The following is a 23,755-nucleotide window of genomic DNA, read 5'->3' on the forward strand; positions in this document are numbered from 1 at the left end:
GGGTTCTCAGTCCTCGCGCAGATCCTTCACCCGACGCAGCTTGCCGACCGACCGCTCCAGCGTCTCCGGCTCGACGATTGTCACGTCGACCGTGACGCCGACGCCGTCCTTGACGTCCTGCGCGATCGTGCGGGCGGCGGCCTCGCGTAGTTCGGCGGGCGTGCCCGGGCGGCTCTCGACGTGGACGGTCATGTGGTCCATGCGGCCGCGCCGGGTCAGCTGGATCTGGAAGTGCGGGGCGACACCGGGCGTGCGCAGGACGATCTCCTCGATCTGGCTGGGGAAGACGTTCACCCCGCGCAGGATGATCATGTCGTCGCAGCGGCCGGTGATCTTCTGGATGCGGCGGAAGGCGGGCCGGGCCGTGCCGGGCAGCAGCCGGGTCAGGTCGCGGGTGCGGTAGCGGACGACCGGCAACGCCTCCTTGGTCAGGGACGTGAAGACCAGCTCGCCCTCCTCGCCCTCGGGCAGCACCTCACCCGTGATCGGGTCGACGACCTCGGGGAGGAAATGGTCCTCCCACACGTGCAGCCCGTCCTTGGTCTCCACACACTCCTGCGCGACTCCCGGGCCGATCACCTCGGACAGGCCGTATATGTCGACCGCATGGATGTCCATGCGCTCCTCGATCTCGCGGCGCATCTCCTCCGTCCACGGCTCGGCCCCGAAGATGCCCACCCGCAGCGAGGTGGAGCGCGGGTCGACGCCCTGACGCTCGAACTCGTCGAGGAGCGTCAGCATGTAGGACGGCGTGACCATGATGATCTCGGGCTCGAAGTCCTGGATGATCTGCACCTGGCGGGCGGTCATGCCCCCGGAGGCCGGGATCACCAGACAGCCGGCGCGCTCCGCGCCGTAGTGGGCGCCGAGGCCTCCGGTGAACAGGCCGTAGCCGTAGGAGATGTGCACCTTGTGCCCCGGCCGCCCGCCGGCGGCCCGGATCGAGCGGGCGACGAGGTCCGCCCACATCGACACGTCGTTCTCGGTGTAGCCGACGACCGTGGGGCGGCCCGTGGTGCCGCTGGAGGCGTGGACCCGGCGGACCTGGGCCATGGGGACGGCGAACATGCCGAACGGGTAGGTGTCGCGCAGATCGGCCTTGGTCGTGAAGGGGAACCGTGACAGGTCGTCCAGCGACCGGCAGTCCTCGGGCGTGACCCCGGCGGCCTCGAACTTCTTCCGGTACGCCTCCACGTTGTCGTAGGCGTGCCGCAGGCTCCGGCGCAGCCGGTCCAGCTGGAGCTCGCGCAGCTCCTCGCGGGTGAGGCGCTCGGCGTCGTCCAGCAGATCCTGGGGGAGGGGCTCGCCGGTCATCGCGACTCCTTCGACGTCGTGCCGGCGCTCGTACTCGCGCTCGTGCTCCCGATGGTCCGGCTGCGGCCCCGGAACTCCGCGATCACCTCGTCACCCCGCAGCACGCTCACGTCGTAGAGGCCGCTGCGGCCGAACCGGGTGCGTTCCTCGGCCCGCGCCACCAGCAGGTCGCCCTCGTACGCCGGGGCCACGAAGGTGACGTCGGCCCCGGCCGCGACGGTCACCGGGCCGTGGCTGTTGCAGGCGCAGGCGAAGGCGCTGTCGGCGAGCAGGAAGACGTAGCCCCCGTGGGCGATGCCGTGCCCGTTCACCATCCCCGGGGTCACTGTCATCCGGAGCACGGCGGTTCCTTCGCCCTGCTCGAGCAGCTCGACACCGAGCCCGCGTGAGGCCTGGTCCGCGGCGAACATCGCCTCCGCGGCCGGTGTCGCGTCAGCGGTATGGGTCACCTCTCGCACCACCTTGTCTACCGACCGAACATTCGGTTAGCTTCGGCTTTGCCAAGTAATCCCATCGGCTCCGCGCATGTCAAGGGCCGGGGGCTTACCAAGGTGCCCGGGCCTGTCCTATCATGGACCGAACGAATGGTCGGTTGGGAAGTGGGACGGATGGATACGACACGCTCCAGCCCCGCGGGGGCGGACGGCGCCGAGCCGGTTCTCCAGCAGCACTTCGAGGCGACGATCGCGCGGGACCAGCGGATCGAGCCGCGCGACTGGATGCCGGAGGGCTACCGGAAGACACTGATCCGTCAGATCGCGCAGCACGCGCACTCGGAGATCATCGGCATGCAGCCGGAGGGCGAGTGGATCACGCGCGCTCCGTCGCTGCGCCGCAAGGCCATTCTGTTCGCGAAGGTCCAGGACGAGGCCGGGCACGGGCTGTATCTGTACTCGGCGGCGGAAACGCTGGGCGCGGACCGCGCGGATCTCACGGACCGGCTGATCGAGGGCCGCCAGAAGTACTCGTCGATCTTCAACTACCCCACGCTGAGCTTCGCGGACGTCGGGGTGATCGGCTGGTTCGTGGACGGTGCCGCGATCTGCAACCAGGTGCCGCTGTGCAGGTCCTCGTACGGGCCGTACGCGCGCGCGATGGTGCGGATCTGCAAGGAGGAGTCCTTCCACCAGCGGCAGGGCTACGAACTGCTGATGACGATGATGCGCGGCACCGCGGCCCAGCGGGAGATGGTGCAGGACGCCGTGGACCGCTGGTGGTGGCCGTCCCTGATGATGTTCGGCCCGCCCGACGACGCCTCGCCCAACTCCGCGCAGTCGATGGCCTGGAAGATCAAGCGGCACAGCAACGACGAACTGCGTCAGCGTTTCGTCGACATGACGGTCCCGCAGGCCGAGAAGCTCGGCGTGACGCTCCCGGACCCGGAGCTGCGCTGGAACGACGAGCGGGGACGCCATGACTTCGGCACCCCCGACTGGGACGAGCTGATGCGGGTCATCAAGGGCGACGGCCCGTGCAACGACCAGCGGATGGAGCGGCGCAGAAGCGCCCACGACGAGGGCGCCTGGGTCCGCGAGGCGGCCACCGCCCACGCGGCCAAGCAGGCCGCCCGTGCGGAGAAGGGAGCGGTGGCATGAGCGCCGACAAGCCGTCCGAGAAGCAGGACTGGCCGCTGTACGAGGTGTTCGTGCGCGGCAAGCGCGGTTTGAACCACGTCCACGTGGGCTCGCTGCACGCCGCCGACGACCGCATGGCCCTCACCCACGCCCGCGACCTGTACACCCGGCGCAACGAGGGCGTGAGCATCTGGGTGGTGCGCTCGGAGCACATCGCCGCCTCCACCCGCGACGAGAAGGACCCGTTCTTCGCGCCCAGCGCCGACAAGGTCTACCGGCACCCGACCTTCTACGACATCCCCGCCGACGTCCCGCACATCTGAAGGAGAGGGCATGAGTGACGACCACGTCTACATGACCCTCGCCGAGGGGCACGAGGACGACACCCGCTGGGCCTACGGCACCGGCTTCGAGGACCCACTGCACGGCGTGGACACGACCGTACCCGAGGGTGTCGACGCCGGTGAACTGGCCGACCTCTGCGTCACCCTGGCCGACGACGCCCTGGTCTCGGCCCAGCGGCTCGCCGAGTGGACCACCCGGGCCCCCGAGCTGGAGGAGGAGGTGGCCCTGGCCAACATCGGACTCGATCTGCTCGGCCAGGCCCGTCTGCTCTACGCCCGCGCGGGCCAGGTCGACGGCACCGGCCGCGGCGAGGACGCCTACGCCTACTTCCGGGACGCCGGCGACTTCCGCAACGTACGCCTGGCCGAACTGCCCAACGGCGACTTCGCGTTCTCGACCGTACGGCTGCTGGTGTTCGCCGGCTGGCGTCTCGCGTACTTCGAGCGGCTCACCGCCCACCCGGACCCGGTGCTCGCGGCGATCGCCGCCAAGGGAGTGAAGGAGCTGGCGTACCACCGGCAGTACGCGGCCGAGTGGGTGGTGCGCCTGGGCGACGGCACCGAGGAGTCGCACCGCCGGACGCGCCGGGCGCTGGAACAGGCGGCGCCCTACCTGGGCGAGCTGTTCACGGCGCACGACGTACGGGACGAGGTCGTCGCAGTCCTGCGCCAGGTCACCGAGGCGGCCGGACTGCCCATGCCCGTCTACCGGCCGCTGCCCGGCTCGGGCCGCACCGGGGAGCACACCGAGCATCTCGCCCCGCTGCTGGCCGAGTTGCAGGGCATCGCCCGCGCACACCCGGAGGCGACATGGTGACGACGCTCCTGGACGCGCGGCGGGCCCTGCGCATCGCCGAGCAGGTGCCCGATCCCGAGCTGCCCATGCTCACCCTGGCCGACCTCGGAGTGCTGCGCGATGTGTCCCTCACCCCGGACGGGACGGTGGTCGCGAGTCTGACGCCGACCTACTCGGGCTGCCCGGCGATGGCGGAGATGCGCGCAGGCGTGGCCGCCCGGCTCCGGGACGCGGGCTACGCGCGCGTGGAGATCCGCACCGTCCTCGACCCGCCGTGGACCAGCGACTGGATCACGGCGGACGGCCGGCGCAAGCTCGCCGAGCACGGCATCGCCCCGCCCGGGGCCGCGCCCGCGCGCACCACCGGCCCGGTTCCGCTCGTGCTGTCGCCGACCCGCCGCTCGGTGCCCTGCCCGCGCTGCGGGTTCCACGACACCGAGGAGACCTCCCGCTTCGCCGCCACGTCCTGCAAGTCCCTGTGGCGCTGCCTCGCCTGCCGCGAGCCGTTCGAGTACGTCAAGGAGATCTGATGGACGACCTGATGGAGCCGGCCCCCGTCCCGGCGGCACGCGCTCGGGCCCGCCGGCGTCCGGTCTTCCACCGCCTGCGGGTCGCCGCCGTGCAGCCGCTGTGCGAGGACGCGGCGGCCGTCAGCTTCGACATCCCGGCCGAGCTGGCCGAGGAGTTCGCCTTCGAGCCGGGCCAGTCGCTCACCCTGCGGCGCGAGATCGAGGGCCGGGACGAGCGCCGCTCGTACTCGATCTGCTCACCCGCCGGCACCGCCCCGCGCATCGGCGTCCGGGTCGTACCGGGCGGCCTGTTCTCCTCCTGGCTGGTGAGCGACGTACGCCCCGGCGACACCGTCGAGGTCATGGCACCCACCGGCGCCTTCACACCCGACCTCAGCGCCCCCGGCCACCACGTCCTGATCGCGGCCGGCTCCGGCATCACACCCATGGTCTCCATCGCCGAGTCGGTCCTGGCCGCCGACTCCCGCTCGACGGTCACCCTCCTCTACGGCAACCGCCGCACCGGCACCGTGATGTTCGCCGACGAACTGGCCGACCTGAAGGACCTCCACCCGACGCGGTTCCAGCTCGCCCATGTCCTCTCCCGCGAGCCCCGTGAGGCCGAGGTCCTCTCCGGCCGCCTCGACGCCGACCGGCTGTCGGCCCTCGTCGACGCGCTGGTGGACGTGGACTCCGCCGACCACTGGTGGCTGTGCGGCCCGCACGGCATGGTCCGCGCCGCCCAGCAGGTCCTGGCCGGCCTCGACGTTCCCGCCGACCGCGTCCACCAGGAGCTGTTCTACGCCGACGACGAGCCCGTCCGCGAAGTCCACCACGCCGAGGCCGGCCCGACCGGCCCGGTCAGCCAGGTCACCGTCACCCTCGACGGCCGCTCCACCACCTCCGCCCTCCCCCGGGAGCGGAGCATCCTCGAAGGCGCCCAGCAGACCCGCCCGGACCTGCCGTTCGCCTGCAAGGGCGGCGTCTGCGGCACCTGCCGCGCCCTGGTCACCGAAGGCAAGGCCGACATGCGGCGCAACTTCGCCCTCGAACCGGCCGAGGTCGACGCGGGCTACGTCCTCACCTGCCAGTCGTTCCCGGTCTCCGACGCGCTGACGGTGGACTACGACACCTGAGCCGCCGGTCGCCTTCTAGCAAGTGGGTGTTTCTCAGCGGGACTTCACTTCGCCGAAACACTCCTCCGGCACGGCCACGTCCCCCACGATGACCGACTGGTACGCGACGTCCGGCGAGGCGTCGATCATGTCCTGCTGCTCGCGCCTGGCCTCGGCCCGGGCCTGCTCGATGGAGTCGTGGATCTCCTGGCAGTCGTACGTGCCGGCCGGTGTGGCCTCCCGAGCCGGAGAGTTGGAATCGTCCGTATATGAAACGGAGTTGAGAGTGAAGGTGGCGGCGAGCCCGGCCAGGCACGCCCCCGCCCAGGCGACGGCGATCCGCCGACGGGTACTCAAGTGCCGACCCTTCCACCGTGCTCGACCTTCATCGAACCCCCTCAGGAGACGGTGCCGACGTCCTGGCACTGAGGCATCCTTCACCCGGCGCGCAGCACGCGCAACGCCGTGAGCGCCACGTGGAGTTCGGTGCGCCGCTCCCCGGATTCCAGGTCGGAGTCCAGGAGGCGTTCGATGGTGCGCAGGCGCTGGTACATGGTCTCCCTGGACAGACCGCCGCGACGGGCCGCGGTGGTCTTGTTGCCGGCCGCGTCGAGGTAGTGCCCCAGCGTGGTGAGCAGGTCGGTGCCGTGCCGGGTGTCGTGGTCGATGAGCCGGCCGAGGCGGCGCTCGGTGTAGTCCTGGACGCGCGTGTCCTCCCGCAGGGCGTACAGCAGACGGCGCAGGTCGATGTCCGGCAGCTCGTGGAAGGAACGGTCCGGCGGGAGGGGCTGGCCGGGCGGGGTGGCCTCTATGACACGGGCCGCCTCCCGGAAGGAGCGTGCCGTGTCGGCGAGGTCCGCCACCTCCGAGCCGACGCCGACGATCGCCCCCGGGACCAGACCCAGCGCGGTGCGGCACAGCCGTTCCGCCATCGGGCGCCAGGGCAGGTCGGGACGCAGGGCCGGCAGGATGCCGAGGCGGCCGGAGGCGAGCTCGCCGACCAGGGCCGGAACCCCCGCCGACCGGAGCTCGCCGTGCAGCCGGGCCTCCAGCTCGCCTCCCTCGACCCCCGGACCCAGGTCGACGAGGATCGCCAGGTAGCGGTTGTCCTCCGTGGGCAGGCCCAGCGCGGCACAGCGGGCGCGGGCGTCCTCGGGGGAGTGGTGGCGCTGCTCCGCCAGCTCCCGCAGGGCGGTGCGGTGGGCCGTGTGCTCCCAGGGCGTGGAGTGGATGAGCCGGGCGACGGTGAGGGCCATCGCCGTCCGCTCCAGGACGGTGATGTGCTCCGGGCCGAAGGGCGGGCCGTCGGCGGGGGCCCGGAGCATGGCCAGCCGGCCCCAGCGTTCGCCCTGGTAGGAGACGGGCGCCGTGAGCCAGCCCTCCGGGCCGCCCGCCTCGGTGTGGTCGCCGGGATCGGTGGCCCGGGAGCGCTGTTCCCAGTCGCCGAGCGCCTCCTCCACCGTGCTCCCCGACGGCTCGCAGATCAGCGCCTGGTGCACCAGGTTCTCCAGGACGACCGTGCGGCCGCTCATCTCCGCCGCCGCCCGCACCACCTCCTCGGGCCCCGCGCCGCGCAGCGTGAGGGCGGTGAACGCCTCGTGGATCCGCTGCGTCCGGCGCATCGCGTCGGCCTGGCTGCCGAGGATGAGCGCGTGGACGACCTGTGTGACCTCCAGGAAGTTGACGTCCCGCGCGAGGGTGACCAGGGGCAGCCCCCGGGCGCGGCAGGCCTGGACGAGGGCGTCGGGCGGCCGGTGGTAGCGCCGTACCAGCTCGATGACCAGGGCGGCCGCGCCCACCTCCGTGAGTTCGTCGACGTACCGGCGGACACCCGCCGCGTCGTCGGGCAGGGGCATGCCCGTGGTCAGGACCAGCTCGCCGCCCTTGAGGAAGGACGCCGGGTCCGTCAGCTCGGTGATGTGCACCCAGCGCACCGGCCGGTCCAGCCCGGCCGGCCCGGTGACGACCTGGGGCTGCCCGGCGGCCAGGACGGGCAGGGCCAGCACGTCGGCGACGCTCGGCGGGTGTGGGTTCACGGTGGCTCCCTGCATTCCTGGTCACTCTGACAAGCGGCACTGACCTGCGCAACAGCTGTCCACGGGAGGGGCGGGCGGTGCCAGGGGGGTCCGGAGGTTGACACAACGTCCGAACAACGCGTTCCGGCTGGACAGATCACGCGTTGTGGCGCTTCGCGGCGGCCCGGATGCTCGGGGTGTCGGACCAGTACCGCGGATCACCGCGAGCAGACCTCGACGTACGGCCGGGAGACGAACATGACCGCACTGTCGCCGCACCTTCGCCAGGCCACGCCCGTGGTGGCCGCCCGGGGCGAGGGCGTCCATCTCTACGGTGAGGACGGCCGCCGCTACCTCGACTTCACCGCCGGCATCGGCGTCACCAGCACCGGGCACTGCCACCCCAAGGTCGTGGCGGCGGCGCAGGAGCAGGTGGGCACGCTGGTGCACGGCCAGTACACGACCGTCATGCACCAGCCGCTGCGCCGGCTCGTCGACAAGCTCGGCGAGGTGCTGCCGGCCGGCCTGGACAGCCTGTTCTTCACCAACTCCGGCAGCGAGGCCGTCGAGTCGGCGCTGCGGCTGGCCCGCCAGGCCACCGGCCGGCCCAACGTCCTGGTCTGCCACGGCGGTTTCCACGGCCGTACGGTCGCCGCCGCCTCCATGACGACCTCCGGGATCCGCTTCCGGTCCGGTTTCTCCCCGCTGATGAGCGGAGTAGTCGTCACGCCGTTCCCGACGGCCTACCGGTACGGCTGGGACGAGGAGGCCGCCACCCGCTTCGCCCTCCAGGAACTCGACTACACCCTCCAGACGATCTCCTCGCCCGCCGACACGGCCGCGATCATCGTCGAGCCGGTGCTCGGCGAGGGCGGCTACGTGCCCGCGAACCGCGCCTTCCTCGAAGGGCTCCGGGAGCGGGCGGACCGGCACGGCTTCCTGCTGATCCTCGACGAGGTGCAGACCGGAGTCGGCCGCACCGGACGCTTCTGGGGCCACGACCACTTCGGCGTCACCCCCGACATCCTCATCACCGCCAAGGGCCTGGCCAGCGGCTTCCCGATCTCCGGCATCGCCGCCTCCGAGGAACTGATGGCCAAGGCCTGGCCTGGCTCACAGGGCGGCACCTACGGCGCCAACGCCGTCGCCTGCGCCGCGGCCTGCGCCACCCTCGACGTCGTACGCGACGAGAAGCTCGTCGAGAACGCCGACGCGATGGGCCGGCGCCTGCGCCAGGGCCTGGAGGCGGTGGCCGACCGCACCCCGGGCATCGGCGACGTCCGCGGCCTCGGTCTCATGCTCGCCAGCGAGTTCGTCACCGAGGACGGCAGCCCCGACCCCGAGACAGCCGCCCGGGTGCAGCGCGCCGCCGTCGACGAGGGGCTGCTCCTGCTGCTGTGCGGCGCCTGGAACCAGGTGGTCCGTATGATCCCGGCGCTCGTCATCGACGAGGGCGGAGTGGACGAAGGCCTGCGGGCCTGGGCGAAGGCGGTCGAGGCCGGCACCTCGGGAGCCGGCGACCGATGACCACCGCCACCCGCGACCTGGCGGGTCTCACGGCCCGTATCGCCGAGATCGCGCCCGGCCTGCGGGTGGAGACCGGCCCGGGAGCGACGGGCCCCTACGCCTACGACGCCTCCAACTACCGGGTGCTGCCCTGGGCCGTGGCCTTCCCGCGCACCGCCGCCGACGTGGTCGCGGTGCTGCGGGCCTGCCGGGAGGCGGGCGTGCCGGTCACGGCCCGGGGCGGCGGCACCAGCATGGCGGGCAACGCCGTCGGACTCGGTGTCGTCCTGGACTTCTCCCGGCACCTGAACCGGATCCTCGACATCGACCCCGAGGCCCGCACCGCGCGGGTCGAGACCGGTGCCGTCCTCGACGCGCTGCGCACCGCGACCGCCCCGCACGGGCTCGACTTCGGTCCCGACCCGTCCTCGCACAGCCGCTGCACCCTCGGCGGCATGATCGGCAACGACGCGTGCGGCAACCGGTCGGTACGCGACGGTCGGACCAGCGGCCATGTCGACGCCCTGGAGATCGTCACGGCCGACGGAGTGCGGGCCGTCGCCGACCGCTCCGGACTGCACCCGGTCGAGCCGGGCGACGCCGAAGTCATCGCGCGGCTCGAATCCGACCTCCGGAAGCTGATCGCCGACAACCTGAAGCCGATCCGTACCGAACTGGGCCGGATCCCGCGCCAGGTCTCCGGCTATCAGCTGCACCGCCTCCTGCCGGAGAACGGCTTCGACATGGCCCGCGCGCTCGTGGGCACCGAAGGCACCTGTGCGGTCGTCACCGCCGCGACGGTCCGCCTGGTGGCGACCGCACAGGCCTCCGCGCTGCTGACCCTCGGCTACGACGACGTCGTCGACGCGGCCGAGGACGTGCCGGAGATCCTGCGCTTCTCGCCCAGCGCCGTGGAGGGCATGGACGAGGCGATCGTCGCCACCATGCGCGTCCGCCGCGGCCCGGACTCCGTCACCGGCCTGCCCGAGGGCCGCGCCTGGCTCTACGTCGAACTCGAAGGCGAGGACCAGGCCGCGGTCGACGGCCGCGCCGCCGAACTGCTCGACGTGCTGAAGGCCCAGGGACGGCTGACCGGCGGACGGGTCGTCGAGAGCCCGGCCGAGCGGCGCTCGCTGTGGCGGGTCCGCGAGGACGGGGCAGGGCTCGCCGCCCGGCTGGTGGACGGCGGGGAGTCCTGGCCCGGCTGGGAGGACGCGGCCGTCGCCCCCGAGAACCTCGCCGCCTATCTGCGCGACTTCCGCAAGCTGCTGGCCGCGCACGGGTTGACCGGTGTGCTGTACGGGCACTTCGGCGCGGGCTGCGTCCATGTACGGGTCGACTTCGACCCGGCCACGGACACCGGCCGGGCCGTCATGCGGCGCTTCCTCTCCGAGGCGGCCAAGCTGGTCGTCTCGCACGGCGGCACCCTGTCGGGCGAGCACGGTGACGGACGGGCCCGCAGCGAACTGCTGGAGGTCATGTACAGCCACCGCATGATCAGCGCGTTCGCCGCGTTCAAGCGGATCTTCGACCCGGACCGGCTGCTCAACCCCGGGGTCATCGTCGACCCGGCCCCGCTGGACGCCGACCTCGCGCTGCGTGAACTCCCGCTCGTCGACACGTCGTTCACCTTCCCGCACGACACGGACGGTTTCACGGGCGCGGTGCGCCGCTGTGTCGGCATCGGCCGCTGCCGCAGCGGCTCCGGCGGGGTGATGTGCCCGAGCTACCGGGCCACGGGGGAGGAGAACGACTCCACCCGCGGCCGGGCCCGCATGCTCCAGGAGATGGTGCGCGGCGAGGCCGTCCAGGACGGCTGGCGCTCGACCGAGGTCAAGGACGCCCTCGATCTGTGCCTGTCCTGCAAGGCCTGCTCCAGCGACTGTCCGGTCGGCGTCGACATGGCGACCTACAAGGCGGAGTTCCTGCACCAGCACTACAAGAACCGCCTCCGCCCCCGCTCCCACTACTCGCTCGGCTGGCTGCCCAGGACCTCCGCCCTCGCCGGATACGCGGCCCGCCCCGTCAACCTCCTGCTGCACGGACCGCTCGGCAGGCTCCTCGCCCGTCTCGGCGGCGTGACGACAAAGCGCAGCATCCCCGCCTTCGCCTCCCGGCGCGCCCTGCGCAAGACCCTGCGTGCGGCGAAGACCCCGGGACCGGCGAAGGCCCTGCTCTTCGTCGACAGCTTCACCCGGGCCTTCCGCCCCCGGGTCGCGGGAGCGGTGAGCCGTGTGCTCGCCGACGCCGGCGTTCCCTGCACTCCCCGGGACGGCCTGTGCTGCGGACTGACCTGGGTCAGCACCGGCCAGCTGTCCGTGGCCCGCAGGGTCATGGCCCGTACGGTCGCCGCCCTCGACGACGGCGACGACCGGCCGATCATCGTCGCCGAGCCCAGTTGCGCCGCCGCCCTCAAACGCGACGTGCCCGAACTGCTCGGCACCGAGGCCGCACAGCGTGTCGCCGACCGCGTCCACACCTTCACCGGGGCCCTCACCGACCTCGCCGACCAGGGCTGGACCCCGCCGCCGCTGCCCGGGGACGTCGTCCTGCAGACCCACTGCCACGAGTACGCCACCTTCAAGGGCCGCCGTCCCGCCGACCTGCTGCGCCGCCTGGGCGTACGGAAGGTCGACGAGGCCGAGGGCTGCTGCGGACTCGCCGGGAACTTCGGCTTCGAGGCGGAGCACTACGACACCTCCATCGCCGTCGCAGACCTCGCCCTCAAACCCCGGCTCGACGAACTCGACGGACGCCCCGTCGTCGCCGACGGCTTCAGCTGTGCCACCCAGATCGACCACCTCGCCGGTGACCGGGGCATCCGCGCCCTGCACCTCGCGGAACTCCTCGACCCCGGCGCCGATCGACCAGGAGAGACATCATGACCGAGGTACTGAACCAGCTGTTCATCGGCGGTGCCTGGGTGGACGCCGCGGACGGCGCCACCATGCCCGTCGACGACCCCGCCACCGGCGAGATCATCGGCCATGTCGCCGACGCGGGTGCCAAGGACGCCAGGCTCGCGGAGGAAGCGGCCGTCCAGGCCCAGGCCGCATGGGCCCGTACGGCACCCCGGGCACGCAGCGAGATCCTGCGCCGCGCGCACGAGCTCATCCTCGAACGCACCGACGAACTCGCCCGCCTGATGACCTCCGAGATGGGCAAGCCCCTCGCCGAGGCCAGGGGAGAGGTGGCGTACGCCGCCGAGTTCTTCCGCTGGTTCTCCGAGGAGGCCGTGCGGATCGACGGGGGATGCGGCACGCTGCCCGACGGCCGCAACCGCATGCTGCTCTCCCGCCGCCCGGTCGGCCCCTGCCTGCTGATCACGCCGTGGAACTTCCCGCTGGCCATGGGCACCCGCAAGATCGGCCCGGCGATCGCGGCGGGCTGCACGATGATTCTCAAGCCGGCTCCGCAGACCCCGCTGTCCAGCCTCGCCCTCGCCGGGATCCTGAAGGAGGCGGGCCTCCCGGACGGTGTGCTGAACGTCGTCACCACCTCCCGGGCCGGGGAGGTCTGCGAACCGCTGCTGCGCGGCGGCCGGATCCGCAAGCTGTCCTTCACCGGCTCCACCGCCGTCGGCAGGCTGCTGCTCGCGCAGTGCGCCGACACCGTCGTACGGACGTCGATGGAGCTGGGCGGCAACGCGCCGTTCATCGTCTTCGACGACGCCGATCTGGACGTGGCCGTGGACGGCGCGATGGTCGCCAAGATGCGCAACATGGGCGAGGCCTGCACCGCAGCGAACCGCTTCTTCGTCCACCGGCCGGTCGCCGAGGAGTTCGGACGGCGGCTCGCCGAGCGGATGGGCGCGCTCGAGGTCGGCCCCGGCACCAGGGACGGCGTGGACGTCGGCCCGCTGATCGACACCGGCGGGCGTGCCAAGGTCGAGGAACTGGTCGCCGACGCGGTGGAGCGCGGCGCCCAGGTACTGGTCGGCGGCCGTACGCCCGAAGGGCCCGGCTGTTTCTACCCGCCGACCGTGCTCGCGGACGTCTCCCCCGAGAGCCGCCTGATGGACACGGAGATCTTCGGCCCGGTCGCCGCGATCCTCACCTTCGACGACGAGGACGAGGTCCTGCGCCGGGCCAATGACACGCCCTGGGGTCTCGTCGGCTACGTCTTCACTCAGGGGCTCGACCGGGGCCTGCGTGTCAGCGAGGGCCTGGAGGTGGGCATGGTGGGCCTGAACACCGGACTCGTCTCCAACCCGGCCGCGCCCTTCGGCGGGGTCAAGCAGTCCGGTCTCGGCCGCGAGGGCGGCAGGGTCGGCATCGACGAGTTCCTGGAGTACCAGTACATCGCCGTGCCCGTCCGCTGAACGCCCTCCCGCCCGGCGCGTGTCCGGGCGGGACGAGCGCCTGACTCCGTGACGTGCCACGCCCCAAGGCCAAGGACAAGCTGCGCTGACGCTCGTTCCCGGCTGTCGTTCGAGGTACATGAAGGTATGAAGGGGTCTTCATGTGTTCCTGTATGGTGAGGGCCCCCAGCGTCCCCGCCAGAAGGACCCCTGTTGACTTCCACCCTCACGCCGCGGCCGGTCCGGGAGGCACAGCCCGCACGCCCCGGCACCGTGCCGCGACGCCGCACCCGTGTCCTCGCGCTCCCCGAGGCCCGCTGGGCCGCGGCGGCCACCGCCTTCTTCCTGCTCGCGCTGCCGCTCCAGCTGACCGGCGCCCCCGCCTGGACCTGGGGACCGCTGTACGCGGCGGCATACGTCACGGGCGGCTGGGAGCCGGGGTGGGAGGGGCTGAAGGCGCTCAAGGAACGCACCCTCGACGTCGACCTGCTGATGGTGGTCGCCGCACTGGGCGCGGCCTCGATCGGGCAGGTCATGGACGGCGCCCTGCTCATCGTCATCTTCGCCACCTCCGGCGCCCTGGAGGCGCTGGCCACGGCCCGCACCGCCGACTCCGTCCGCGGCCTGCTCGACCTGGCCCCCGCAACGGCCACCCGGCTCTCTCCCGACGGCGGCGAACAGCTCGTCCCCGTCGAGGAGCTGACGGTCGGCGACACCGTCCTCGTACGCCCCGGAGAGCGCGTCGGCGCCGACGGCCGGGTGCTGGACGGGGCGAGCGAGGTGGACCAGGCCACCATCACCGGCGAGCCGCTCCCCGTGCCGAAGGAGCCGGGCGACGAGGTCTTCGCGGGCACCCTCAACGGCACCGGCGCCCTGCGGGTCCGGGTCGAGCGCGACGCGTCCGACTCGGTGATCGCCCGGATCGTCCGGATGGTGCAGGAGGCGTCCGAGACCAAGGCGCCGACGCAGCTGTTCATCGAGAAGGTCGAACAGCGCTATTCGCTCGGCATGGTGGCCGCGACCCTGGCCGTCTTCCTGGTGCCCCTCGCCTTCGGGGAGCGGCTCACCGACTCGCTGCTGCGCGCCATGACGTTCATGATCGTGGCCTCGCCCTGCGCGGTCGTGCTGGCCACCATGCCGCCCCTGCTCTCGGCCATCGCCAACGCCGGGCGGCACGGTGTGCTGGTGAAGTCGGCCGTGGTGATGGAACGGATCGGCCAGGTGGACGCCGTCGCGCTGGACAAGACCGGCACCCTGACCGAAGGCAGCCCGCGCGTCACCGACGTCCGGCCGCTGCCCGGATCCGGCTTGGACGAGGGCGGGTTGCTGACCCTCGCGGCGGCCGCCGAGCGGCCCAGTGAGCATCCGCTGGCCCGGGCGGTCGTCGACGCCGCCCGTGAGCGCGGCCTCGATCTGCCCGAAGCGGAGGACTTCGCGTCCGCGCCCGGCGTGGGGGTGACCGCCCTCGTCGACGGCCGTGCGGTCGCGGTGGGTGCCCCGGCCCGGCTGAAGGACGACGCCTTCGAAGGTATCGCGGAGCTGGAGGAGTCCGGCCGTACCGCCGTGCTGGTCGTCGTCGACGGCGCCCCCGCCGGGCTGCTCGGCATCGCCGACCGGCCGCGCCCCGACGCCGCCGCCACGGTCACCGCCCTGACCACACTCACGGGCGCCGCCCCGATACTCCTCACCGGCGACAACCCCCGGGCCGCCGCGCACCTTGCCGCCGAGACCGGCATCGACGACGTGCGCGCCGGGCTGCTGCCGCAGGACAAGCTGACCGCCGTCCAGGAGATGGAGAGCGCGGGCCGCAAGGTGCTGGTCGTCGGGGACGGCGTCAACGACGCACCCGCCCTGGCCGCCGCCCACACGGGGGTCGCCATGGGCCGGGCGGGCTCCGACCTCGCCCTGGAGACCGCCGACGCCGTGATCGTGCGAGACGAACTCGCCGCCGTCCCCGCCACCGTCGCCCTCTCCCGCCGCGCCCGTCGGCTGGTCGTCCAGAACCTCGTCATCGCCGGGGTGTTCATCGCCGGCCTCGTCGTCTGGGACCTGGCAGGCGACCTGCCGCTGCCTCTGGGCGTCGCGGGCCACGAGGGCTCCACGGTTCTCGTCGGACTGAACGGCCTGCGGCTGCTGAGGGAGTCTGCCTGGCAGAAGGCCGCCGCCGAGGGGAGTGCCTGAGCCCGTCAGCGCACCGGAGGCGGACCGCTGCTCGCGCGCACGACGAGATCGACGGGGACGAGGCTGTCCACGCGGGGCCGCTCGCCCGGGCCGTCGATGCGGTCCAGGAGCAGCCGCAGGGACCGGGTGCCGATCTCGGCGAAATCGGTGCGGACGGTGGTCAGCGGGGGCAGCAGATGCGCGGCCTCGGGGATGTCGTCGTAGCCGACGACACTGACCTCCCCGGGGACGGACCGCCCGGACTCGTGCAGGGCGTGCAGCAGGCCCAGCGCCATCTGGTCGTTGGAGGCGAACACCGCCGTCACCTCCGGGCGCCGGGCCAGCCGGCGGCCCAGTTCGTAACCGGAGTCGGCGCCCCAGTCCCCGACCAGAGGAGCCGGGACGTCGGCGCCGGCCGCCTGGAGCGTCGCCTGCCAGCTCGCCAGCCGGTGATCGGCGGAGGTCCAGCCGGTGGGACCCGCGATGTGCCACACGGTGGCGTGCCCCAGGCCGAGGAGATGCTCCGTGGCCTTGCGGGCGCCGGTGCGGGAGTCGCCGGTGACCAGGGGAGTGCTGTCGTCGAGGGCGCTCTCCAGCACCACCAGGGGAGTGCTGAGCTCGGTCTCCGCCAGTGCCCGGCCCACCCACTGCTGCGGGGCGATCGCGATGACGCCGTCCGCGCCCTCGGCCGACAGCCGGTTCACGGCCTCGACGACGGTCCCGTGGTCGGCCGTGTCCAGGGCGATGGAGCTGACGAGGTAACCGGCCTCCTGGGCGGCGGTGTTGATCGCGGTCAGGATGGAGGCGGGCCCGTACCGTGCGGCGTCGAAGGAGATCACCCCGAGCATCCGGGTCCTGCCGCTGGCCAGGGACCGCGCGCTGCGGCTGGGCCGGTAGCCGAGCGTGCGCATGGCCTCCAGGACCGCCTCGCGGGTCTCGGCGCGGACTGCCGGGTGGTCGTTGAGCACGCGGGAGACGGTCTGCTTGGAGACCCCGGCCAGCCGGGCCACGTCGGCCATCACCGGCCGCGTCCCCGCGAAGTTGCGCCTGCTGCGGCCCTTGGGAACCGGGCCGTCGGTGGCGCTCGGTGTCATGGCGGGGGATTCCTCGACGTCGGACAACGGCGGTCCTGAACCCGCCCGGCAGGAGCACAGCATAGGCCGCGCGGTGCCCGTGAGGGCCTCAGCCGGTCCGGACCGCCCACACGCGCCTGACCACCCACTCGGCCTGCCCCACCCCGGCCGCCCGCCAGGCGTCACCCAGCTGCCCCGCCACATGCACCGGCGCGTCGGCGGCCAGTGGCAGCACCTTCAGCCGCAGCCCTCGAGCACGCAACTCCCCGGCGGGCAACCGGTCCAGTCCGATGTCCCAGACCCGCCCCGAGTAGAACTGGTCGGCGACCAGGACGTCCCCCACGTAGGCCCGTGCCAGATCACCGGTCCAGTGCAGCCGCAGCAGAACACCGGCGGGCGCCCGCAGCAGTTCCTCCGGTACGTCGACCCGGTACTCGGCGGCCACGGTGTCCACGTACGTGGCGGCGGGCATGCTCGCCCGGCCCTGCACGCCGGTCACGGGCTCGGGGGCCGGACCGGCGGGCCTGACCAGGGCGACGTGCGCGGCTGTGCGACCGAGGGCCCCGGCCTCGACCGTGTAGCGCGTGCACACCCCGTCCGCCTCCTCCCGCACCCGTTCCCCCTCCACCACCAGGGCGGAATCGGGCGCGGGCAGCACCGCGAACGACGGGTCGGCGGCCGGGCTGTGCAGCCGTACCTCGTCACCGTCGAAGACGACTCCGTCCCCGCTGAGCACCAGCCGCTCGGCACCCCACGCGAGTCCCCGGTAGGCGGTACGGGCCGTCGCCGCGTCCAGGACCAGCAGACCGACGCGGGAGCCGTCGGCGGCGTCCACCTCGACCAGGGCGTCGGTGCCCGGCCGCAGACCGGTGACCAGGACCCGGCCGTCGACGGGCGTGACCTCCCCGCCCCCGGCCGGCACGGCGACGGCCGCCACCGTGTCCGCGTCCAGGGCGAGTTCGGGCGCGATGCCGTCGGCAGCGGCCAGCACCAGGACCGTACGGCCGTCCGCCTCGACCGTGCACACCGGCTGCGCGGTGGCCCACTCCAGGCGCAGCCCGGCCACGTCCAGCCGCAACGGCCAGCAGAAGAAGGCGCCGGAGGGCACCGTGACGGGAGCGCTCGGCAGGGTCAGCGACGGCGCGTTCGGGAAGTCGACCCTGAACGTCGTCTCCGGGTGGTCCGGCAGCGGCTCGTGCGGCTGGTGGTTGGTCACGAACAGGAAGCCCGAGATGCCGTCGGTGCGGACGGCCCAGCGCAGGGTGTCACGGTCGTGCTGACCGGCAGGCAGCCGCTCGGGCAGCACGGACTCCATGGGCGCGATGCGGTGCCCGAAAGCGGCCAGCAGCAGGTGCTGGAGCCGCAGTTCGTGGTACGAGGGCCGCACCTGGCCGTACTCGCCGAGCGGGGCCTGGAAGTCGTAGCTCAGGAGCGGCAGGTCGTTGGGGTAGCCGGTGGCGTGCGACTCCTGGAGGGTGGTCAGCTCCCCCGGCGGGTTCGTGCCGCCGTGGAACATGTAGTAGCCCTGCCACACCGAACCGCAGCCGATCTTGGTCAGCCCGAGCGCGCCCACATCGGCGGCCTCCACACGAGGCCGCCGGTGATAGGCCACCGCCATACCCCCTCCCAACTCGCAGGTGGCCCAGGGGAACCGGTCGGTCGGGGCCGGGTCGGTGCCGCGCACGGTCGTGGGCCGCAGGTCGGCGCCGATGCCCTCGTCGTCGCGCTCGTGCGTGAAGAAGTAGTGCTTGCGGCAGGTGTCGGGCCAGCCGCCGTCCGCCTCCGTCCAGAACGCCTCGGGATAGCCGCCGTACAGCGGAAGCAGTTCCTCTCCCGGAAGCCGCACCCCGCCCCAGGCGGTCGACGTCCACAGCGGTGCGCTCAGCCCGGCCTCCTGAGCGAGGCGCTTGAGCGTGCGCAGGTGGCCGGGCTGGTCGTAGAGCTCGTTCTCGATCTGGATCGCCAGGATCGGGCCGCCGTGCGCCCGGTCCAGGCCGCGCAGTTGCTCCGCGACGGCCGTGAACCAGGTGCGTACGGGCTCCAGATAGGCCGGGTCGTCGGTGCGTGGCGTACAGGCGTGGGCGAGCAGCCAGTCGGGCAGGCCCCCGTTGCGCACCTCGGCGTGTGACCAGGGGCCGATGCGCGGGATGAAGTCCAGGCCGTGGCGGGCGCACAGCCCGGCGAAGCGCCGGAGGTCACGGTCGCCGTCGAAGCGGACCCGGCCCTCGATCTCCTCGTGGTGGATCCAGATGACGTAGGAGGCGACGGCGGTCACCCCGCCCGCCTTCATCTTCAGCAGCTCCTCCTCCCACTCCCCGTGCGGATAGCGGGAGTAGTGGAACTCGCCGGAGACCGGGAACCAGGGGAGGCCGCCCCTGGTGAGCCAGCGGCTGGTCACCTCGACCGGGTCGGGCACGCCCGGCGCGTCCGCGAAGGGCAGATGGCCGGTGAGCGGGGGAGCGGAGGGCGCGGGAACACGCAGTCGGTGCGGGGTCACCAGGTGTTCTCCGGGCCGAGGTCGGGAGTGTCGGTGAGCTGCGCGCGGGTGGCGGTGGTGCCGTGCAGCTCCAGCAGGACCAGCTCGTTGCTGCCTGGCCGCAGCACCGGGGCGGGGAGGTACAGGGTGTGCTGCGGGCCCCGGTTCCAGTAACGGCCCAGGTGGAAGCCGTTGACCCACGCCTGGCCCTTCGTCCAGCCGGGCAGGGAGAGGAAGGCGTCGGCGGGCGTGTCCACCTCGAAGGTGCCGCGGTGGAAGGCCGGCACGGTGACCGCGGCCCCGTCGGCCGGTACGAACGGCAGCCCGTCCACGCCGTCCAGCGGCAGCGGGCGGCAGTCCCAGCCCCGCAGAACGGTGCCGTTGAAGGAGACGGGCCCGAGCAGACCCTTGGGCGCGCCGATACGGGGTCCGTAGTTGACGCCGCCCATGTTCTCGACGAGTACCTCCAGCGTCGCGCCGGAGCGTGGGACGCGCACGGGCACTGTCTCGTCGTGGCGTTCGCGCTCCAGTACACCGGCCGGGGCGCCGTCGACGAAGACCTGGGCGCGGTCGCCGACACCGCCGGAGAAGTGCAGCAGGCCGTCACCGGCAGTGGGAAGGGTGGTGCGGTAGAGCGCGTAGCCGGTGCGCTGCCCGAGCTCGTCCATGGTCACCGGGTCGTCGGCGTGCACGGGGGCGGCGAGCGTGCCGGCGAGCGGAAGCAGAGGTGCCCGGCCGTCCAACTCGACTTCGGCGGGCGGGAGTTTGGGTCCCGGCGCCGGGACGGGCTCGTCGGGGACACCTGCGTGGCGGGCGATGACCTCGCGGAAGGCGTGGTACTTCGGCCCCGGGTCGCCGCACTCGGTGAGCGCGGCGTCGTAGTCGTACGAGGTGACGGTCGGGGTGTAGGCGTGCTTGTGGTTGGCGCCGTTGGCGAAGCCGAAGTTGGTTCCGCCGTGGAACATGTAGATGTTGACAGACGCCCCGGCGGACAGCAGCCGGTCCAGGTCCGCGGCGGCGTCGGCCGCGTCCCGCACATGGTGCGGACCACCCCAGTGGTCGAACCAGCCGATCCAGAACTCCGCGCAGAACAGGGGCCCTTCGCTCCGGTGCTCGCGCAGCCGCCCGAGGCACTGCTCGACGCGGCTGCCGAAGGTGCTGGCCGCGAGGACGCCCGGCAGACTTCCGGCGGCCAGATGTTCCGGGTCGGCCTGGTCGCAGGTGAACAGCAGCTCCTCGACACCCCGGGAACGGAACGCGTCGGCCAGGTGCTTCAGATACGCGCTGTCGTCGCCGTAGGCCCCGTACTCGTTCTCCACCTGCACCGCTATGACGGGACCGCCCGCCCCGGCCATGTACGGACGGAGCGCGGGGAGCAGCAGGTCGAGATAGCGGTCGACGGCCCCGGTGAAGCGCGGATCGCTGGTCCGCAGCCGGATGCCGGTGTCCGAGGTCAGCCAGTCGGGCAGACCGCCTCCGTCCCACTCGGCGCAGATGAACGGACCGGGGCGCAGCAGCACGCACAGCCCCTCGTCCTGGGCGAGCCGCAGGAACCGGGGCAGGTCGAGGAAACCGTCGAGCACGAGGGGCCCGTCGGGATCCGGCTGGTGGTGGTTCCACGGAAGGTACGTCTCCACCGTGTTGAGGCCCATCAGACGGGCCTTGCGCAACCGGTCGGCCCACAGGTCGGGGTGGACACGGAAGTAGTGCAGCGCGCCGGAGAGGATGCGGAACGGCTCGCCGTGCAGCAGGAATCCGTCGGACGTCGTCGTCAGAGCGGGCATGCGGAGGCTTCCCTTCGAGGTAGGGGCAGTCACTGAGATCGGGTGGCGCGGATGAGCCAGAGCGTGGCGGCCAGGCACAGCGCGGAGATCCCGCACAGCAGGAGCGGCACGGCGCGGATCCCGGACCATTCGATGGCCTTGCCCAGCGCGGGCCCGGCGGCGACACCGCCGACCATGGAGGCCGCGATGACCACGGCACCGGCCCGCCGGGCCTGGGGCGCGGCGCGGCTCAGCCAGGGCAGGCCGGTGGGGAAGATCGGCGCGATGAACAGACCGACACCGGCGTACGCGTACGGGGCCAGCGCGGGCACGGACGCGGCCAGCAGACACACCGTCATGCCCGCGCACGAGACGGTGATGATGGTCTGGGCGGAGAACCGCAGCGCGAGCGGGGCGACCAGAAAGCGCCCGACGGTCATCATCAGCCAGTACACCGAGGTGGCGGTGGCCGCGACGCCCGCGCCGTAGCCGACGGTCTCCAGATGGGTGGGCTCCCAGCCGCCGACACCGGCCTCGACGGCGACGTGCAGGACGTAGAGCGCGACGAAGACGGAGAGCACGGAGCCGAGGCTGCGGCCCAGAACCTGCCCACGGCCGTCCTCGGCCCTGTCCGGCAGGGGCACGTCGTTCCGGACTCCCCTCAGACACAGCAGCAACGGCAGATTGGCGAGGGCGAAGCAAAGGAAGACGGCCGGGTAGTGCTCCGAGCCGACCACGCCGATCAGGGCGGGGCCGAGGATGGCGCCGATGCCGAAGTGGGCGTTGAGGATGTTCAGCATCGCGGTCGAACGGTGGCCGAAGCCCACGGCGAACAGCTGGTTGAGGCCGTAGTCGATGCCACCGAAACCGAGCCCCGCGAGCAGGGCCGCCGCGAGGGCGGTGGGCCAGTCGGGCGCCAGCGCGAAGCCCGTGGCGCCTACGGCCATCAGCAGATAGGAGCTGCCGAGGATGTGCCGGTTGCCGACCCGGCCGTAGAGCCGGTCGAACAGCAGCACACCGGCCACACCGCCGACGAAGTGGGCGCTCAGCCCCAGCCCCGCGGCGGAGGGCGACAGCCCGAACTCCTCACGGAAGGCCGGGATCGCGGGCCCGTACAGCGCCTGCAACGCACCGATGAGCACAAAGCCGACACAGGAGGCCACGACGGCAGCCCTGCTGAAGGCCGGGGCGGACGAGGCGGGGGAGGGGCTGGGGGCGAGCCGTGCGATCGGCTGGTCGGTCACGCGAACTGATGTTACCGGTAACATTCCGCGCGTCAACATCCCTGGATCTCCACGAACGTATGCTGCGTGTTCACGGCTCGCATCGACCCGAGGGGGAAGGGACCGGCATGGCCGTCATCCACCGCACCACGCTCACACCGACCAAGCTGGAGCTCCTCACCTCCTGGCTGCCCACCCGCCCCTGGTACCGCGCCGGCGAGGCCGAACCCAAGCTGGTCAAGGCCGGCGGGTTCCGGCTGGACGATCCGCGCGGCGAGGTCGGGATCGAGTTCCTCGTCGTCACCGACACCTCCGGCCCCCGCCCGGCCGGCTACCTGGTGCCGCTCACCTATCGCGGCGCCCCGCTCGACGGTGCGGACCACGCTCTCGTCGGCACCATGGAGCACGGCGTGCTCGGGCCGCGCTGGGCCTACGACGGCTGCCACGACCCCGTGCTGCTCGCCCAGTTGGCGGCCCTGATCGAGGGACGGGCGCAGGCCCAGGACCAGAACACCAGCGGCGTCCCCGACCGTGAGGTCACCGCCTCCTACACCGGCGAAGGACCCCTGCCCACGGGCTTCACCGCAACCGACGACCGGGACGGCACCCGACTGACCACGCCCCACGGCCCGACCCTCCACCTGCACCGAGTCCTCCAGCCCGCCCCGGACGGCCCGTTGACTCCCGCCCAGGGAGCGACCGGCCACATCACCGGCTCCTGGCAACTGCCGGACGGCACCCGCGCCCGGGGAGTGCTGGCAGTGCTGCACAGCGGCCCCAGGGCCTAGCCCTGCTCAGCTGTCGGATGCCCCGGACTGCCGGCCGCGCTGGGCCGAGGGCTCGCACACCGACTCCTTCGGGCCGCTGACGTACCTCCCCGACGGCTTGGGGCTGCTGCCCGGCTCCGTCTGCCCGCACTGCGGCGGTGAACCGGGCCGGCGGCCCTCGTCGGCGCCCCGAGCGGTGATCGGTACCGCGTACGGATCCTCGCCCGTCCGTCCGCTCACCCCGGGATGTTCTGACCGCATCCGGCAGATCCGCTGAACCTCAGTGATCCACCAGGATTGCCCCGGGCCCGATCGGGTACGCGAGCAGGACCGTGCCCGGGGCGGATCATGTCCCGGGTGGGCCGCAAGACCGCCGCTAACAGGGAATCTGCCATGGAGACACCCGCGAACAACCCCACGCCCACGCCCGCCCAGCGGGCTCTGGACGTCCTCGCCGAGAACACCGAGGACGCGGCGGCTCTGAACGCGCTCGCCGACAGCGACGTGCTCATCCCCGTGCCCGACGACGCGAACGACGCCGACGCCGCGAACCCGTCGGCGGTGGCGCTGCCGGTGCTGGAGCAGCCGGGCGGCGAACCGGTGGTGCCCGTGTTCACCTCCGAGGTGGAGATGGCCGGGCTGCTGCCGTTCGTCTCCCGCTACCGCATGGTGCCGCTCGGCGCCCTCGCCGCGCAGTGGCCGGCCGACGACCTGTCGCTCACCATCGACGGCAGCTCGGAGCACCGCCTGACGCTCACCTCGGAGGGAGTCCGCACCCTGCTGGCACGCCCCTAGGGCGACCGGCCAGGTCCGGGCCTGG

Annotated in this window: 19 protein-coding genes and 1 pseudogene; 12 read left to right on the top strand and 8 right to left on the bottom strand. The window is 72.6% G+C overall.

The features are described from left to right. Positions 1-6 precede the first annotated feature (6 nt). Together paaK and paaI are read right to left on the bottom strand one after the other, a co-directional pair. On the bottom strand, positions 7-1,314 hold the full coding sequence (gene paaK, locus ACFT32_RS11755) for a phenylacetate--CoA ligase PaaK (protein WP_382488266.1): 1,308 nt from the start codon (positions 1,312-1,314) through the stop codon (positions 7-9). Next, a complete protein-coding gene (paaI, locus tag ACFT32_RS11760) occupies positions 1,311-1,724 on the bottom strand; it encodes a hydroxyphenylacetyl-CoA thioesterase PaaI (protein ID WP_382488870.1) in 414 nt (137 codons plus the stop codon). Before paaI ends, paaK begins: the two co-directional genes overlap by 4 nt. Positions 1,725-1,922: 198 nt before the next feature. On the opposite strand from paaI, the gene paaA reads away from it, so the two are divergent. From paaA to paaE, 5 genes are read left to right on the top strand one after another with little or no spacing between them, the layout of a single operon-like run. Beyond that, the gene (gene paaA / locus ACFT32_RS11765; protein ID WP_382488267.1) at positions 1,923-2,909 is read left to right on the top strand and encodes a 1,2-phenylacetyl-CoA epoxidase subunit PaaA; all 987 of its coding nucleotides are present in this window, start codon (positions 1,923-1,925) and stop codon (positions 2,907-2,909) included. After that, positions 2,906-3,211: a 1,2-phenylacetyl-CoA epoxidase subunit PaaB gene (paaB, locus tag ACFT32_RS11770; RefSeq protein WP_382488268.1), complete on the top strand. Its 306-nt coding sequence runs from the start codon at positions 2,906-2,908 to the stop codon at positions 3,209-3,211. Before paaA ends, paaB begins: the two co-directional genes overlap by 4 nt. Before the next feature lie 10 nt (positions 3,212-3,221). Next, positions 3,222-4,049: a 1,2-phenylacetyl-CoA epoxidase subunit PaaC gene (gene paaC / locus ACFT32_RS11775; protein WP_382488269.1), complete on the top strand. Its 828-nt coding sequence runs from the start codon at positions 3,222-3,224 to the stop codon at positions 4,047-4,049. Next, positions 4,043-4,558, top strand: a complete 516-nt coding sequence (paaD, locus tag ACFT32_RS11780) for a 1,2-phenylacetyl-CoA epoxidase subunit PaaD (protein WP_382488270.1) — start codon at positions 4,043-4,045, stop codon at positions 4,556-4,558. The genes paaC and paaD overlap by 7 nt, the downstream gene beginning before the upstream one ends. Further along, positions 4,558-5,673 (top strand): 1,2-phenylacetyl-CoA epoxidase subunit PaaE, encoded by a 1,116-nt coding sequence (gene paaE, locus ACFT32_RS11785; protein WP_382488271.1) that lies wholly within the window; start codon positions 4,558-4,560, stop codon positions 5,671-5,673. Before paaD ends, paaE begins: the two co-directional genes overlap by 1 nt. 33 nt (positions 5,674-5,706) lie before the next feature. Here paaE and ACFT32_RS11790 read toward each other — a convergent pair whose 3' ends face one another. Then, entirely contained in the window at positions 5,707-6,009 is a 303-nt protein-coding gene (locus ACFT32_RS11790) for a hypothetical protein (RefSeq protein WP_382488272.1), read from the bottom strand. 80 nt (positions 6,010-6,089) lie between these two features. Continuing rightward, a complete protein-coding gene (locus ACFT32_RS11795; protein ID WP_382488273.1) occupies positions 6,090-7,703 on the bottom strand; it encodes a PucR family transcriptional regulator in 1,614 nt (537 codons plus the stop codon). Between the two features lie 222 nt (positions 7,704-7,925). On the opposite strand from ACFT32_RS11795, the gene ACFT32_RS11800 reads away from it, so the two are divergent. The 4 genes from ACFT32_RS11800 (at position 7,926) to ACFT32_RS11815 (ending at position 15,654) form a co-directional block, all read left to right on the top strand. After that, the gene (locus tag ACFT32_RS11800; RefSeq protein WP_382488274.1) at positions 7,926-9,194 is read left to right on the top strand and encodes an aspartate aminotransferase family protein; all 1,269 of its coding nucleotides are present in this window, start codon (positions 7,926-7,928) and stop codon (positions 9,192-9,194) included. Beyond that, positions 9,191-12,058 (top strand): FAD-binding and (Fe-S)-binding domain-containing protein, encoded by a 2,868-nt coding sequence (locus ACFT32_RS11805; protein WP_382488275.1) that lies wholly within the window; start codon positions 9,191-9,193, stop codon positions 12,056-12,058. The genes ACFT32_RS11800 and ACFT32_RS11805 overlap by 4 nt, the downstream gene beginning before the upstream one ends. Continuing rightward, the gene (locus ACFT32_RS11810; RefSeq protein ID WP_382488276.1) at positions 12,055-13,494 is read left to right on the top strand and encodes an NAD-dependent succinate-semialdehyde dehydrogenase; all 1,440 of its coding nucleotides are present in this window, start codon (positions 12,055-12,057) and stop codon (positions 13,492-13,494) included. Before ACFT32_RS11805 ends, ACFT32_RS11810 begins: the two co-directional genes overlap by 4 nt. A 192-nt stretch (positions 13,495-13,686) precedes the next feature. Then, a complete protein-coding gene (locus ACFT32_RS11815) occupies positions 13,687-15,654 on the top strand; it encodes a heavy metal translocating P-type ATPase (RefSeq protein WP_382488277.1) in 1,968 nt (655 codons plus the stop codon). Between the two features lie 5 nt (positions 15,655-15,659). Here ACFT32_RS11815 and ACFT32_RS11820 read toward each other — a convergent pair whose 3' ends face one another. The 4 genes from ACFT32_RS11820 to ACFT32_RS11835 all read right to left on the bottom strand — a co-directional run bounded on the left by ACFT32_RS11820 (position 15,660) and on the right by ACFT32_RS11835 (position 22,189). Beyond that, the gene (locus ACFT32_RS11820; RefSeq protein WP_382488278.1) at positions 15,660-16,727 is read right to left on the bottom strand and encodes a LacI family DNA-binding transcriptional regulator; all 1,068 of its coding nucleotides are present in this window, start codon (positions 16,725-16,727) and stop codon (positions 15,660-15,662) included. A gap of 88 nt (positions 16,728-16,815) precedes the next feature. Then, on the bottom strand, positions 16,816-19,206 hold the full coding sequence (locus tag ACFT32_RS11825) for a beta-galactosidase (protein ID WP_382488872.1): 2,391 nt from the start codon (positions 19,204-19,206) through the stop codon (positions 16,816-16,818). Then, a complete protein-coding gene (locus tag ACFT32_RS11830) occupies positions 19,200-20,966 on the bottom strand; it encodes a beta-galactosidase (RefSeq protein ID WP_382488279.1) in 1,767 nt (588 codons plus the stop codon). Before ACFT32_RS11830 ends, ACFT32_RS11825 begins: the two co-directional genes overlap by 7 nt. Before the next feature lie 29 nt (positions 20,967-20,995). Further along, positions 20,996-22,189: an MFS transporter gene (locus tag ACFT32_RS11835; protein WP_382488280.1), complete on the bottom strand. Its 1,194-nt coding sequence runs from the start codon at positions 22,187-22,189 to the stop codon at positions 20,996-20,998. Between the two features lie 107 nt (positions 22,190-22,296). Here ACFT32_RS11835 and ACFT32_RS11840 point away from each other — a divergent pair, with 107 nt between their 5' ends. The 3 genes and pseudogenes from ACFT32_RS11840 to ACFT32_RS11850 all read left to right on the top strand — a co-directional run bounded on the left by ACFT32_RS11840 (position 22,297) and on the right by ACFT32_RS11850 (position 23,730). After that, the gene (locus ACFT32_RS11840) at positions 22,297-22,956 is read left to right on the top strand and encodes a 1,4-alpha-glucan branching protein (RefSeq protein ID WP_382488281.1); all 660 of its coding nucleotides are present in this window, start codon (positions 22,297-22,299) and stop codon (positions 22,954-22,956) included. Positions 22,957-22,996: 40 nt separating this feature from the next. Continuing rightward, positions 22,997-23,116 (top strand): annotated as a pseudogene (locus ACFT32_RS11845) (peptidase E); the annotation flags it as partial. 212 nt (positions 23,117-23,328) lie between these two features. After that, entirely contained in the window at positions 23,329-23,730 is a 402-nt protein-coding gene (locus ACFT32_RS11850; protein ID WP_184595591.1) for an SseB family protein, read from the top strand. Positions 23,731-23,755: the final 25 nt, after the last annotated feature.

It is taken from the genome of Streptomyces sp. NPDC057002, from assembly GCF_042673825.1.
Classification (GTDB): Bacteria; Actinomycetota; Actinomycetes; order Streptomycetales; family Streptomycetaceae; genus Streptomyces.